Here is a 13,708-nt window from a genome sequence, read left to right on the forward strand (position 1 = left end):
CTCCCGCATGGATTCCCAGGAGCTGCTTCTCGCAGCGATCGTCGAAATGGTCCCCGGCGCGGCCGAGGCCGGACAGCGCTACGAGGACGCGGTGCTCGAGCTGCTCGGCCGGCACGGCGGCACGCTGGAGCGGCGTACCCGCGGCACCGATGGCACGGCCGAGGTGCACCTCATCCGCTTCCGCGACCGGGCGGGCTACGAAGCCTTCATGGCCGACCCCGACCGCGCCGCCCACCGCGCCGAGGCCGGCGACGCCGCGCCCACCACCCGGGTGATCGAGGTCCACGACGTCAACGCGGGCGATAGCTGAGCGGACTTGGCGGGTAGCGGTACCGTCACGATGGGTGTCGATGGGAGGGCCTGATGGGCGAGATCACCAGCGTCGACGCGCCGCGGCTGGCGGCGATGGGCGACGCGGTGCAGGAGGTGGCCGGGCGCCTCGATCGGCTCGGCGCCGGGGTCGAGGGGATGACCCATCAGACCGTAGGCGCGATCGAGGGGTCGCGCACCAGCGAGTGGGCCATGCCGGATGTCGCCCGCAACTGGCACGGCAACCTCGAGCGTCTCGCCGCGGACGTGCGCGAGTTCGCCGGAAACCTCCATCAGACGGCCGCCGACTACCAAGGATCAGACCTTGACGCGTACGGGCGGATGAAGGCGACCGGGGCGGGGTTCTGATGGCCGGCATCTCGCTGCAAGGACTGCTCGACGCGGACACGGGCCGGCTGCGGGCGGTGGCCGCCGGCTGGGACCGGCTCGTCGAGGACATCGACGACACGGTGGAAGATCTCGTGCAGGGCACCCGCGACCTGCCGCACTTCTGGGCCGGCGACGCCGCGCAGGCCGCCCAGCAGCGCAACCAGCAGTTGCAGCTGCAGATCGGTAACGCGCACCGCTACTGCGGCAAGATCGCCGAGACGCTGCGCCGGTTCGCCCACGACGTCGAGCACTACCAGCAGATGCTGCACGGCGTCGTGGCCGAGGCGCGGGCCGACGGCATGGAGGTCGACCTGGCCGCGGGACGCATCACCGCGCCGGTGACCGGCACCCAGGCGAGCGTCGACGCGTACGTGTCGCAGATCGAGGAGATCCTCGCCCGGACCAACGACGCCGACCGGCTCGCACGCGAGATGCTCGACCGGTACCAGCTGCGCGAGGAGGAGCGTCCCGAGGGCGAGCTGCCCGAGGTGACCACCGACTTCCTGCTGGTCGACATCGGTGCGCGCCCCCGCGCGCAGGCCTGGCACGACATCCACCCGCTCAACCGGGAGCAGCTGATCGAGGAGCACCCCGAGCTGGTCGGGCCCGCGATCGGCCTGCCCAGCGACGCCCGCGACCGGGCCAACCGGCTGCTGCTGGGGCGCAACAAGGCGGCCCTGCTGGCCCGGCAACAACGCCTCGACGAGCAGCACGACGGCGCGGCGAGCCGGGCGACCATGGACACCGAGGCGGGGCTGGCCGACATCGCCGCTATCGAGAAGCGGCTGGCCGACGAGCCGAAGAGCAGGCTGATGAACTATCCGCCGGCGGTTCTGGCCGACAGTGACCCGGAGTGGGACAACTACGTGCCGCCGGTGAAGCTGAAGAAGTAGCTCCGGATAGCATCGGGAACGGTCCGAAATCCCGAGCGCTCTAGGAGTACACCGTGTCCGCCGACCCTCTAGTCGTCCCGGCCGGGACTGCGGCCGCCGACGCGGTGGCCAAGGCCGGCCTGCCCACCAGCGGCCCCAAGGCGGTCGTGGTGGTCCGCGACGCGTCCGGCCGGCTGCGTGACCTCGACTGGCAGCCCGAGCTCGACACCGACGTGACCCCGGTCGCGATCGACGAGCCCGACGGGCTGAACGTGCTGCGTCACTCGACCGCGCACGTGCTGGCCCAGGCCGTGCAGGACACGTTCCCGGAGGCGAAGCTCGGCATCGGCCCGCCGATCCAGGACGGCTTCTACTACGACTTCGACGTGCCGAAGCCGTTCCAGCCGGAAGACCTGACGAAGCTCGAGAAGCGGATGCAGGAGATCGTCAAGGCCGGCCAGTCGTTCCGCCGCCGGGAGTACAAATCCCTCGACGAGGCCAAGGTCGAGCTGGCGAGTGAGCCGTACAAGCTGGAGCTGGTCGACCTCAAGGGCGACGTGGACGCCAACGAGGTGATGGAGGTCGGCCACGGCGAGCTGACCCATTACGACAACGTCGACAAGGACGGCAAGCGCGTCTGGGGCGACCTGTGCCGCGGCCCGCACCTGCCCACCACCCGGCTGATCCCGGCGTTCAAGCTGATGCGGTCGGCCGCGGCCTACTGGCGCGGCAGCGAGAAGAACCCGCAGCTGCAGCGGATCTACGGGACGGCGTGGCCTTCGCGGGACGAGCTCAAGGCGTACCTCAATCGTCTTGCCGAAGCGGAACGCCGCGACCACCGCAAGCTGGGCACCGAGCTGGACCTCTTCTCCTTCCCCGATGAAATCGGGTCGGGTCTGGTCGTCTTCCACCCGAAGGGTGGCGTGATCAAGCGCGAGATGGAGGACTACGTCCGCGCCCGCCACATCGAGGAGGGCTTCCAGTACGTCGGGACGCCGCACATCACCAAGGAGGGGCTGTTCCACACCTCCGGGCACCTGCCGTACTACAAGGACACGATGTTTCCCCCGATGCAGCTGGAGGGGGCGGACTACTACCTCAAGGCCATGAACTGCCCGATGCACAACTTGATCTTCAAGGCGCGCGGGCGGTCCTACCGTGAGCTGCCGCTGCGCTTCTTCGAGTTCGGCTCGGTCTACCGCTACGAGAAGTCCGGCGTGGTGCACGGCCTCACCCGCGTGCGGGGCCTCACCCAGGACGACTCGCACTCCTACGTGACCGCCGCCCAGGCGCCCGAGGAGATCAAGCACCTGCTCGACTTCGTCCGCTCCCTGCTCGACGACTTCGGCCTGGACGACTACTACCTCGAGCTTTCCACCCGAGACCCCAAGAGCGACAAATTCATCGGTACGGACGAGCAGTGGGCCGTCGCGACCAAGGTGCTCGAGGACGTGGCCACCGACTCCGGCCTCGAGCTCGTCCTGGACCCCGGCGGCGCGGCGTTCTACGGCCCGAAGATCAGCGTGCAGGCCAAGGACGCGATCGGCCGCACCTGGCAGATGTCGACGATCCAGTACGACTTCAACCAGCCGGCCCGCTTCGGCCTCGAGTACCAGGCCGCCGACGGCACCCGCCAGGAGCCGGTGATGATCCACTCGGCGAAGTTCGGCTCGATCGAGCGCTTCTTCGGCGTGCTGGTCGAGCACTACGCCGGCGCTTTCCCGGCCTGGCTCGCGCCCGTACAGGTGGTCGGCATCCCGATCCGCGACGACCACGCCGACTATCTGACGAAGTTCGTCGCTCTCCTGCAGAAGCAGGGCATCCGCGCCGAGGTCGACTACGGCGACGACCGCATGCAAAAGAAGATCCGCACCGCCCAGCAGCAGAAGATCCCCTTCATGGCCATCGCCGGCGACGACGACGTGGCCGCCGGCACGGTCTCCTTCCGCTACCGCGACGGCTCCCAGCGCAACGGCGTCTCCATCGACGAGGCGGTCGTCCACGTGGTGGAGATCGTCCGCTCCCGCGTCAACACGGGCCCGTCCGCGGCCTGACCACTCCGCAAGAAGGCCGGCCACTCGTGGCCGGCCTTCTTCATGTCAGAGCGCTGAGCAGGGCGTGGCGCAGCAGTGGGACGTAGATCCGCGCCGAGTCGGCCAGGCCGCTGAAATGCGAGCCCGTGTTGCCGTTGAGGTAGGTGGCCGGGATCGGCACCTCGTCGATCGGGTGGCCAGTGGTCGCGGCGTGCAGCAACACGTTCATCTCGTACTCGAAACGCTCTCCCGGCACCGCGCAGAGCCGGCCGAGCAGGTCGGCGGGATAGGCACGCAGGCCGGTCTGGGTGTCGGTGACGGTCCGGCCGGTCGCCGCCCGGAACACGGCCTGGGTGACGGTGTTGCCGAGCCGGCTGCGCGGCGGCATCCGGTCGAAGCGACGCACGCCCAGGACGATGCGTCCGGGTCCGCCACGTTCGGCGACCGCGCGGATGTCGGCGACACTGTGCTGGCCATCGCCGTCGGCGCAGACCACGGCGAAACCGGGATACCGGGACCGGATGTGCCGGAACCCGGTCTTGAGGGCGACACCCTTGCCCCGGTTCACCGCAAGCCGCAGCACCGTGCAGCCCAGCGCTGCGATCTCCGCCAGCCGGGCGTCGGCGGCCGAGCCGCTGCCGTCGTCGACGACCACCACCTGGGCCGGCCGGAGAACCTCGGTCAGCAGCGCGGTGACCAGTTCGGACAGATGCGGGCCGGGCTCGAACACTGGGAGCAGAGCGATCGTCTTCTCGAGGTGCGGCACCGGCTCTCCCTCATTGCTGTTCGACGGTGCGGCGTTTATACCCAGGCCGACCGTTGATCACCCGCCGGGCCAGGTGGCCGACGGCGACCATCCCCCGTTCGCGTTGCAGCAGCTGGTCGGCGCGTGCGCCGAGAAAGCCAAGCCGAGCCAGCAGCAACGCACCGCGGTCGTCGTGCACCTCGCCGCCGTGCGCCGGCACGTCCCGCAGCGCCGCGCCGGTCAGCCCAAGCACCCGGCCGGCCAGGAACCGGACCCGCGGCAGGTGCCAGGCGTGCGTCACCAGGCCGAGCGGGGTCCGCGCATCGAACACATAGCCGCTCAGCAGCCCGTCCTCCACCGTATGCAGCAGGTTCTCCAGGGTGCTGCGCGAGCGCGTCTCGACGTACAGCTCGGCGTGCTCGCCCAGGCCGGCCGCGGACGCGGCCCGCCGCATGAGATCTCCCTCGCGCGAGCCCACCGGCGGCGGCGCGGCGCCGGTGCCGGCCTCCGGCCAGCCGCCGGTGAAGACGATCCGGATCCGATCGCCGGCGGCCAGTACCGCACGGTGAGCCGCTACGTAAGCGGTGGCCGCGCGCACCCGGGCAGCTCCAGCCGGCGTGAGGGCAAAACCGTTTCCGGTACGCGCGACGCCGCGCCCGAACACCAACAACACTCTGGCCGGCGCCGACATAGGTTGCCCTCCCCTCCGCGTTCGTGCAGGTTATCGGGTCAGTGCCGTTCGGATGTCGACCCAGGTGCCGGCGTCGGTAACGTCGGCCAGCCGGATCCCGTTGAGGACCTTCATGGTCTCGGCCTTCGAGAGGCTGCCGGCGTTGCTCGCCACCTCGACGGTCACCTTGCCGCCGTCGTCCAGCCGGGTGCAGAGCCCCGAATCGCAGCCGGGCGTGCCGGGCGCGTCAGGGGTGTTCGCCGAGATCATGATCTGGAACGCGCCCCACATCATGTTGTCGTACGGCCCCAGCAGGCCCGACTTCGCCAGCCCGCTCTTGGCGAAGAAGACACCGCTGTACTCGGTGGCGCTCGGGCCGCCGACGGCGTCGAGGCTGCCGGTCATGTGGTCGCCGACGGCGAACACGTCGTATCCCGCCGGGACGTAGCTCAACCGGAAAGGCACCGTGACCGGCCGGGCCGCGGACCCGGTCAGCGCGGCGGCCGTCGCCTCCAGCTGCCGCATCGACGGCAGGTCGGCCCGATCGGCGCTGCTGTCCAGCACCGCCCAGGCGTTCGGCGCGTACTCCCAGGCCAGCGTCCTGAGCCAAGGGCCGCCGCTCTGGTGATGCTCCATCTTCAGCGCCCGGTGCCCGGCCACGGTGGTCGAGGTGGCGCCCGCCAGCCGCTGCGCGGCGTAGGCGCCCGGCCGGTAGAGCGCGAGCGACGCGTCCAACCTCGGCGTCACGTGCCGGTCGGTCACCTTCCCGGGGTGGCGGCCGTCCGTCGTCCCGTCGACCGTCACCGCGGCGATCTGGTAGGCGTTGCCCGCCACGATCGGGTTCTGCACATGCACCGGCCCCACCGAGTATCCGGAAAAGGTGAACTCGAAGGGGTCCGCCAGCAGCGCGCCGGTCGCCGGCTTTGCCACCGTGGGGCTGCTCGGCGCCGCCACCACCGCCACATCTTTGCCGGTACGGTGTCGCGCCGGCGCCAGGGCGGTCGTCGTCACCGCCACCGCGGCCACGGCCCCCACCGCCACGGCCACCGCAAGGCCGGTCCGGCGGCGCCGCTGCACCCGCCGCCCGGAGGCGACGATGTCGTCAACGCCCACGTTCAGGGGCGGCCCGTCGTCGGTCGCCATGTCCACCACCTCATGCATGCGCATTGCTCCACACCTCCACGTCGCTCAGCTCGATCTGTTCGGCGGTCAGCAGCTCCCGCAGCTTGCCGAGCCCGCGCGACACCTGGCTCTTGGCCGTGCCGGTGCTGCAGCCCAGGACCGTCGCCGTCTCCTCCTGCGTCAGACCGAGGTAGTACCGCAGCACCAGCGCCGCCCGTTGCCGTGGCGGCACCTCCAGCAGCGCCGCCCGCACGCGCAGGCGCTCATCGCTGACCGGCGCGGGGTCGCGCACCGTTACGTCGGGCATCGCGTCGCTCGCTGCCCGTTCCCGCCGCCACGGCCGCCGCTTCTCGTCGATCGCAGCCCGGTAGACCATCGTCTTGGCATACAGATCGGGCCGGTCCAGCCGGCGCCATCGCGGGTACAGCTTGGCGAGGGCGGTCGCCACCGCGTCCTCCGCCAGGTGCCAGTCACCGCAGGTGACGTACGCCAGCTTCCGCAGCGGCAGCAGCTGCGCGGCGACGAAGTCTCGGAAGGCTTCTTCCTCGTCGGCTCTCACCGCGTTAAAACGGACCGCGGCCACCGAAACGTTGCACCGTTCCCCGAAATCACCGCCGAACTCCCGAGCCAGCGGCAGCGTGCTGACGGAACGCCCATTCGTGAGGTTCTCCCTGAGCCATGCACTCCGCTCCGGCGCCGATGCTCTGCTGAGGCTGCGATGCGCGCCTTATCGGTACGACCTCGCCCGGCGGGACAGGCACTAAGCCGTCTTGTCGGTGTTCAGGCCCGTGTGGTTAGAGCCTATGCCGACGGTGTGAGCCCTTCCTGGGCGAAGTACCGCCGCCAGGACGCAACGGTCGCACGGGCCAGATCAAGCGCATCTACCTGGCTTTCCGGATCGCCTGGCATACTCCAAGCAATCTCCACCCGATGCCGGGCGGGGCAGTGTCGATGCTGGCGATCCGTGTACATGGCCTCGATCTCCGCTAGCAGGCCGGTGACCTCATTCCATTTCTCTTCCTACGGTCGCTCCCCGAACTTGGCTCCGCGCCGGAGGCGGGAGTTTCTCCGAGGAGCAGGTTGCGAGCCACGTTTTGAGGGAGCGCTGCTCGCGGCTAAATGAGGACGGATCACGGCATGAGAGGACATTTCGCTGTTCAGGTGGCGGGCCGGCAACCGGCCGTTGCTAGGCTCGAAACCGTGATTGCGCCGGAGCACCAGTCGCCGTTGTCGCAGTTCATCATTCTTGTGTATGAGCGCGAGGTGCCTGACAGCGCGGCAGCAGCCTCGCCCGCCATCCTCGAAGCACACATGTGGCTGCCGCAGAAAATCGCCGAAACGGGCGGCCGAATCGTTGCGGGGCATGCAGCGCGGCCCGCATCCGCCGGGGTATCAATCCGCGACAACGTGGTGAGCGGCGGATCGTTGGTGGTTGGCGAGACGACGTTCGCCGGCTACCTCATCGTGGAGGCTTCCGACTTCGACCACGCTGTATGGATCGGGCGCATGATTCCGGTCAATGAAGGGTGGGTCGAAGTCCGGCCCCTCGTCGCAGCGTAAACATCACGGCGTCACGTCGAAGCGACCCGACGGCGGAATCCTCATGAGTCGAACCGTTTGGTCCGCGGCACACCCGCTCGGCGGTGCTGGGCGAGTCGACCGCCGAGGACGATGGTGACTGTCGGGTTCAGGATCTGCACTTTATCCAGGTATCCGCGAAGTGGCAGGCTGCTGGTGTGCGCACCTACGGGCAGTACTGCCCTATCGCAAGGGCGTCGGAGCTTCTGGCTGAGCGTTGGTCTCTCATTATTCTTCGCAACATCGTGATCTTGGGATGCCGAACGTTCAACGAGATCGCCGACGGAGCCCCTGGGCTCTCCCGTGGGCTGCTCTCCAAGCGATTGCGTGAGCTGGAACGGGCCGGTGTGATCGAGATTCGTCCTAAGCTCGGCGGCTCCGGATCGACGTACGAGCCGACTCAAGCGGGTCGCGAGCTGTCCGCTGTCATGGTGGCCCTGCAGCACTGGGGGTCGAGGTGGGCCGATCTCGCGCCGCAGCATGCTCATCCGGGCATCGTGCTGTGGATGTGGGCGACGTACTTCCTGGACCGTGACCGGTTCCCGCGGAAACGGGCGCTGATCCGGTTCGACTACCCCACCCTGTCTGGGCCGGGCAGCCGCAACTGGTTGCTGATAGAGCGCGGCGACGCCGAGATCTGTGAGAAGCACCCGGGAGGCGAGGAGCAGCTGGTCGTGGTGGTGCGCGACCCGGTGGCGTTCGCCCGCTGGCACCTGGGAGAGATCCGCTGGCGTGACGCGCTGCGCTCCGGGGCGATCGAGCTGAACGGCTCCCCCGCGCTGGCCCGGGCCCTGCCGACCTGGCACCGCGATCCCCACGATGGCCCGCAGCCGCTGCACGCGGCGACCTCCGCCTGACACGTCCGGGTTCAAACACTGCACTTCTGTCGCGGTCCTGCGGCCATCACCATCGAGCTTGCTTGCGTTCCTCAGCGGACAGCGAAAAAGAGACGTGGTGGTCGCAGTGTCCAGTCGGCTCCCAGTGGTCGTGATCGGAGCGGGTCAGGCAGGTCTGGCGGTGAGCTATGAGCTGACCGCTCGCGGGATCGAGCACGTAGTTCTGGAGCGGGCACGCATCGCCCAGACCTGGCGGGGGTTGTGGGACAGCTTTCGCCTGGTGACGCCGAATTGGACCATGAGCCTGCCGGGCGCCACCTACAGCGGCGACGACCCGGAAGGGTTCGTGCCCCGCGATGAGATCGTTCAATACCTGCTCCGGTACGCGTCGAGCTTCGGCGCGCCGGTCCGTGAGGGCGTCGGTGTGGACAGCCTCGAACACGCGCCCCACGGCGGGTTCCTGCTTCGCACCTCGGCCGGCGACTTGCAGGCCGCGACGGTCGTCGTGTCCACGGGCGCCTATCAGCGACCGCACCGCCCCGATGTCGCGGCGGGATTCCCGCCCGAGGTCCTCGCCATCGATGCCGAGGACTACCGCAACCCGGCCACCCTCCCGCCGGGGAAGGTCCTGGTCGTGGGCAGCGGCCAGACCGGCTGTCAGATCTCCGAGGAACTGCACGAGTCGGACCGTGAGGTGTTCCTGGCCTGTGGACGAGCGCCGTGGCTGCCCCGGCGGGTCGACGGCCGCGACATCGTCACCTGGCTCAACGAGACCACCTTCTTCGACACCCCACTGAGCGCGCTGGCCTCACCCACCGCCCGGCTGGGCGCCAACCTGCTGGTGACTGGCCGGCGAGGCGGCCACGACCTGCACTACCGCACGTTGCAGAGCATGGGCGTACACCTCCTGGGCCACCTGGCCGGGGTGGAGGGACATCGGGCCTACTTCGCCGACGACCTGGCCGACTCGGTCGCCTTCGGCGATGCCCGTTACGCCGACATCCGAAAGCTCCTCACCGAACAACTTCCCGCCAAGGGCATCCCGGCGCCTCAGCTGGCCGACCCTGCGCCATTCCACACCGACCCACCGCGGGAGCTGGACCTCACCGGAGTCGGAGTGGTGATCTTCACTTCCGGCTTCCGCCCCGACTACACCCGCTGGATCCGGCTACCGGCCTTCGACGCCATGGGTTTCCCGCTCACCGACGACGGGGCCAGCACGGTGGTCCCGGGCCTGTTCTTCTGTGGTGTCCACTTCCTGCGCAAACGCAAGTCCGCCGTGCTGTTCGGCGTGGGCGAGGACGCCGCGATCGTGGCCCAATCGATCGCCCGCCACCGGTCACCTCGGCACACCGCCCCAGCGAACAGTTGAGCATTCTCGAATGGTCATCGACGGAACAGCCGGCGCTCGGGAGTTGGTTACAGGCGGCCAAATGCGGCCTGGTCGGCTGACCCTGCTCGCGACGTTCATCCGGCTGTTTCCGAGTCTGGTAGGAAGCGGGTCATAGCCGCGATGCGGTCGCCGTGCAGGGTCAGAACCAGCAGGCCCGCGGGCGCGTCGTCCAGGCGACACGCGTACGCGGGCTGGGTGTTGACCCTGGTCGGCGTCAGCCGCAACGACAGGTCGGGGCGCCAGGTGGGGCTCGACCGTAGGAACGCGGCGATGGCCTGGTGGCCGTGGTATTCGTGGGGAGCCGGGGGCATCGACAGCCAGGCGTCGTCGGTCAGCAGAGACAAAAGCGCGGGCATATCCCGTACGGAAAATGCCTCTGCGAAACGGTCGACCAGCGCGACCTCCTCGGGGGAACCTGGCGGCGGAGCCGCCGGGGCCGGAGCGCGCGACGCCCGCGCGCGCTGCAGCAAGCCCTTCACCACCGTGGGGGTCTCGCCTAGCATCGCGGCGACCTCGGCGGTGGAGTAGTCCAACACGTCGCGGAGGATCAGGGTGGCCGCCTGGCGCGGGGGCATGCGCTGCAGGCTGGTGATGAAGGCCAGGCCTACCGTCTCCCGCATCTCGTAGGCGGCATCCGGCAGCAGGTCGTCGGGGAAGGGCTGCAGCCACGGCACGTCGCCCGACCGGGACGACGGCGGTGGGGTGAAGCTCGGCGCCGGAGCGGGCGGGACGCGGCGGCGGAAGTTGAGGCAGCGGTTTGTGGCGATCTTGTAGAGCCAGGTGCGTAGCGACGAGCGGCCCTCGAAACCGTCGATGCCGCGCCAGGCCGCCAGCAGCGTTTCCTGCAGGGCGTCCTCGGCGTCGGTTCGCGAGCCCAGCAGGCGGTAGCAGTGCAGCAGCAACTCGGGGCGGTACGGGCCGACCAGATCGGCGAAGTCGTCCACGGACCGTTCCGTTTCCCTCGGCGGCGGTGTCTGAACAGGTGAACCGCAATCTCATCAGAGAGGGAACACCCCATGGGCAAGGCAAAGCGAGTGGCGCTCGAGTACTTCGCGGCGTGGACCGGCAAGGACATGGACCGGGCGATGGAATTCGTGGCGGACGACATCGTCTGCGACGCGCCGGCCGGGCGGATCGAAGGGGCCGCGGCGTACCGGGCCTTCCTCGAGCCGTTCGCCGGGACGCTCACGGCGGCCACGATGATCGCCGCGTTCGGGGACGACGAGACGGCGCTGGTCATGTATGACACGGCGTCGCCGCGGGTGGCGAGCGCGCCGGGGGCCGAGTGCGTGACGGTGGTGGACGGGCGGATCACCTACAGCCGGTTCCTCTTCGATCGGCTGCCGTTCGCCCGCTGAAGTCATCGACAGCGGGGCCGTTTCGGGCCATTGTGTGATCATGTCGCTGCAGGATCACCTCGTCACGCGGGTGCTCGGGCTGCCGGGCCCGGCCCGGAAGTTCTGGATCGAGCGGGGGCTCCGCGTCCCGATGCGCGACGGGGTGACGCTGGCGGCCGATCACTACGTCCCGGCCGGCGAGCCGGCCGGGACACTGCTGGTGCGAGGGCCTTACGGTCGCCGGTTTCCGTTCAATCATCTGTACGCCCGCCCGTACGCGGCCCGGGGCTACCACGTGGTGTTCGTGTCCAGCCGGGGCACGGCGGCCTCGGGCGGGGACTTCGATCCGATGCGCACCGAGGGGGACGACGGGCGGGACGTCGTGGCATGGCTGGTGGCGCAGCCCTGGTTCACCGGAACGTTCGCCACGGTCGGGCCTTCCTATCTGGGATACACGCAGTGGACGCTGCTCGCGGACCCGCCGCCGGAGATGGCCGCGGCCGTCGTGACCGTGGGGCCGCACGACTTCGCCCGGCACTCGTGGGGCACGGGCGCGCTCAACCTCGACCTGGTCGGGTGGAGCGACATGGTCTCCCAGCTGCCGCGCTCGGACAAACCGTCGCTTGCCGCGGCGATCCGGCAGACGATGAGCGGGCCGGCGCAGAAGCGGGCGCTGCGGCCGGTCTTCACCGACCTGCCGCTCGCCGACGCCGGGGAGCGGCACTACGCGGGGCGGGCGCGCTGGTTCCGGGACCGGGTCACGCGGCCCGACCTCGAGGACCCGTACTGGGCGCCGATGCGGTACCCGGAGGCGCTCGACCGGGCCCAGATCCCGATCCTGCTGCACAGCGGGTGGCAGGACCTCTTCCTCGGGCAGACGATCGAGCAGTTCGCGCGGCTGTCGGCCCGCGGCGTCGACGTGGGGCTCACGATCGGGCCGTGGACGCACACCGAGGTGATCGGGAAGGGCGCGCCGGTGCTCATTCCGGAGGCGCTCGACTGGCTGGGCGCGAAGTTGCGCGGTGAGCCGTTGCGCCGTGCTTCCCGCGTACGCGTCAAGGTGACCGGAAGCGGCGAATGGCGCGAGATGGACGCCTGGCCGCCACCCGCCCGGGAGATCGCCCTGCATCTGCGGCCCGGCGGCGGGCTCGGCGAGGCCACCCCGGGATCGGCCAGTTTCACCTTCGACCCGGCGTCGCCCACGCCGGCGGTGGGTGGGCCGCTGCTGGACGGCGGCGGGTACGTGAACGACAGCGCGCTGGCGGCCCGGGCGGATGTGCTGGCGTTCACGGGATCGCCGCTGCCGGCTCCGCTGGAGGTGCTGGGTGCGCCGGTGGTGGAGCTGGCGCATCGCTCGGACAATCCGCACTTCGACCTGTTCGTACGGGTCAGCGAGGTGACCGCGCGCGGATCGCGCAACGTGACCGAGGGGTACAGGCGCTTCTCCCACCGCGACCAGGACGGTCCGATCCGGCTGGAGCTGTTGCCGACGGCGCATCGCTTCGCGGCCGGGTCGCGGATCCGGGTGATGGTCGCGGGCGGGTGCTATCCGCAGTTCAGCCGCAATCTGGGCACCTCGGAGAATCCCGGGACGGGCACGAAGCTGGTGCCGTCGCGGCACACGATCACGCTCGGCCCGTCCCGTCTACTACTTCCGGGCTAGTTGTCACAGGCTGCGGGCGGTGATGTCGCCTCGCATGGTGGTCGCCTTGATGTCGAGCTCGGCGGTGCCGTCGTTGCGCAGCGAGTTGCTGACCCGGCCGAGGCTGGTGCCGGCGTCCAGGGCGGCCGAGACGCCGGCGGCAGCGCCGATCGAGATGCTGCCGTCCATGGCCTTGAGCACGACCTCGCCGCGCGAGGCCTCGGTGATCCGGATGTCGCCGCGGGTGGTGCTGATCTCGGCGGGGCCGGTGAGCCGGCCGACCTCGACGTCGCCGTCGATCGCGGTCAGCCGTACGCCGGCGGCCTCGTCGATCTTGATTTGTTTGTACGCGCCCTCGAAGGCGACCTCGCCGAGCTTGCCCACACCGCGCAGCTCGGAGGCGGCGGACTTGCCCTCGACGCGGGAGCCGGCCGGCACCTGCAGGGTGATCTCCACCGATCCGGAGGAGCCGAAGAGCTGATGTTTGGGCTCGGGCGTGTCGACGCGGAGGACGCCATCGGCGTACGCGATGGTCGTGCCCTCGGCGGCCTGCACGTCCTTGCTCTTGCCGGGTCTGGACGGGCGGACCTCGACGGTCGTGTCGGCGCGCTCGGCGGCGATGACCTGGACGCGACCGGCGGCGAGGTGGATGACGGCGGCGATGGGGGCGGGGGTGTCGAACTTCTGCATCGGGGGCTCCTTCGTTGTAGTTTCTTACATGAGAAACGCTACGTTGCTTTCCCTTCCTTTGCAACGTCATCGTTGCGTTCTGCCCATGTTT

At 69.7% G+C, this 13,708-nt stretch carries 15 protein-coding genes; 9 read left to right on the plus strand and 6 right to left on the minus strand.

The annotated features are described in order from the left end of the window. Window positions 1–7: 7 nt before the first annotated feature. The 4 genes from ACQPZX_RS37955 to thrS are packed head-to-tail and all read left to right on the plus strand — an operon-like array spanning window position 8 to window position 3,625. Entirely contained in the window at window positions 8–310 is a 303-nt protein-coding gene (locus ACQPZX_RS37955; protein ID WP_433366558.1) for a hypothetical protein, read from the plus strand. Window positions 311–363: 53 nt separating this feature from the next. Next, complete coding sequence (locus tag ACQPZX_RS37960) at window positions 364–678, plus strand: type VII secretion target (RefSeq protein WP_433366561.1); 315 nt, start codon at window positions 364–366, stop codon at window positions 676–678. Then, the gene (locus ACQPZX_RS37965) at window positions 678–1,592 is read left to right on the plus strand and encodes a hypothetical protein (protein ID WP_433366564.1); all 915 of its coding nucleotides are present in this window, start codon (window positions 678–680) and stop codon (window positions 1,590–1,592) included. Before ACQPZX_RS37960 ends, ACQPZX_RS37965 begins: the two co-directional genes overlap by 1 nt. A 53-nt stretch (window positions 1,593–1,645) precedes the next feature. After that, entirely contained in the window at window positions 1,646–3,625 is a 1,980-nt protein-coding gene (gene thrS, locus ACQPZX_RS37970) for a threonine--tRNA ligase (protein ID WP_433366567.1), read from the plus strand. Window positions 3,626–3,665: 40 nt separating this feature from the next. Here the strand turns inward: thrS and ACQPZX_RS37975 are convergent, their stop codons facing one another. The 4 genes from ACQPZX_RS37975 to ACQPZX_RS37990 are packed head-to-tail and all read right to left on the minus strand — an operon-like array spanning window position 3,666 to window position 6,700. Continuing rightward, on the minus strand, window positions 3,666–4,370 hold the full coding sequence (locus tag ACQPZX_RS37975; protein WP_433366570.1) for a glycosyltransferase family 2 protein: 705 nt from the start codon (window positions 4,368–4,370) through the stop codon (window positions 3,666–3,668). 10 nt (window positions 4,371–4,380) lie between these two features. After that, window positions 4,381–5,040, minus strand: coding sequence for a YdcF family protein (locus ACQPZX_RS37980; RefSeq protein WP_433366573.1), 660 nt, complete (start codon window positions 5,038–5,040; stop codon window positions 4,381–4,383). A 30-nt stretch (window positions 5,041–5,070) separates the two neighbouring features. After that, entirely contained in the window at window positions 5,071–6,186 is a 1,116-nt protein-coding gene (locus tag ACQPZX_RS37985) for a hypothetical protein (protein ID WP_433366576.1), read from the minus strand. After that, on the minus strand, window positions 6,173–6,700 hold the full coding sequence (locus tag ACQPZX_RS37990) for a SigE family RNA polymerase sigma factor (RefSeq protein WP_433366579.1): 528 nt from the start codon (window positions 6,698–6,700) through the stop codon (window positions 6,173–6,175). Before ACQPZX_RS37990 ends, ACQPZX_RS37985 begins: the two co-directional genes overlap by 14 nt. A gap of 641 nt (window positions 6,701–7,341) precedes the next feature. Between ACQPZX_RS37990 and ACQPZX_RS37995 the strand changes: the two genes are divergently transcribed. The 3 genes from ACQPZX_RS37995 to ACQPZX_RS38005 all read left to right on the plus strand — a co-directional run bounded on the left by ACQPZX_RS37995 (window position 7,342) and on the right by ACQPZX_RS38005 (window position 9,927). Continuing rightward, window positions 7,342–7,701: a hypothetical protein gene (locus ACQPZX_RS37995; RefSeq protein ID WP_433366582.1), complete on the plus strand. Its 360-nt coding sequence runs from the start codon at window positions 7,342–7,344 to the stop codon at window positions 7,699–7,701. Window positions 7,702–7,784: 83 nt separating this feature from the next. Continuing rightward, complete coding sequence (locus tag ACQPZX_RS38000; protein WP_433366585.1) at window positions 7,785–8,576, plus strand: winged helix-turn-helix transcriptional regulator; 792 nt, start codon at window positions 7,785–7,787, stop codon at window positions 8,574–8,576. Window positions 8,577–8,736: 160 nt separating this feature from the next. Then, window positions 8,737–9,927, plus strand: a complete 1,191-nt coding sequence (locus ACQPZX_RS38005; protein WP_433366587.1) for a flavin-containing monooxygenase — start codon at window positions 8,737–8,739, stop codon at window positions 9,925–9,927. A 95-nt stretch (window positions 9,928–10,022) separates the two neighbouring features. Here ACQPZX_RS38005 and ACQPZX_RS38010 read toward each other — a convergent pair whose 3' ends face one another. Next, window positions 10,023–10,892, minus strand: coding sequence for an RNA polymerase subunit sigma-70 (locus ACQPZX_RS38010; RefSeq protein WP_433366590.1), 870 nt, complete (start codon window positions 10,890–10,892; stop codon window positions 10,023–10,025). A 72-nt stretch (window positions 10,893–10,964) separates the two neighbouring features. On the opposite strand from ACQPZX_RS38010, the gene ACQPZX_RS38015 reads away from it, so the two are divergent. Together ACQPZX_RS38015 and ACQPZX_RS38020 are read left to right on the plus strand one after the other, a co-directional pair. Next, on the plus strand, window positions 10,965–11,306 hold the full coding sequence (locus tag ACQPZX_RS38015) for a nuclear transport factor 2 family protein (protein ID WP_433366593.1): 342 nt from the start codon (window positions 10,965–10,967) through the stop codon (window positions 11,304–11,306). Window positions 11,307–11,346: 40 nt separating this feature from the next. After that, window positions 11,347–12,948, plus strand: coding sequence for a CocE/NonD family hydrolase (locus tag ACQPZX_RS38020; RefSeq protein ID WP_433366596.1), 1,602 nt, complete (start codon window positions 11,347–11,349; stop codon window positions 12,946–12,948). Window positions 12,949–12,951: 3 nt separating this feature from the next. On the opposite strand, the gene ACQPZX_RS38025 is transcribed toward ACQPZX_RS38020, so the two are convergent. Then, on the minus strand, window positions 12,952–13,617 hold the full coding sequence (locus ACQPZX_RS38025) for a DUF4097 family beta strand repeat-containing protein (RefSeq protein WP_433366599.1): 666 nt from the start codon (window positions 13,615–13,617) through the stop codon (window positions 12,952–12,954). Between the last annotated feature and the right edge of the window lie 91 nt (window positions 13,618–13,708).

Origin of the sequence: Actinoplanes sp. CA-142083, from assembly GCF_050942195.1 — a bacterium.
GTDB lineage: Bacteria > Actinomycetota > Actinomycetes > Mycobacteriales > Micromonosporaceae > Actinoplanes.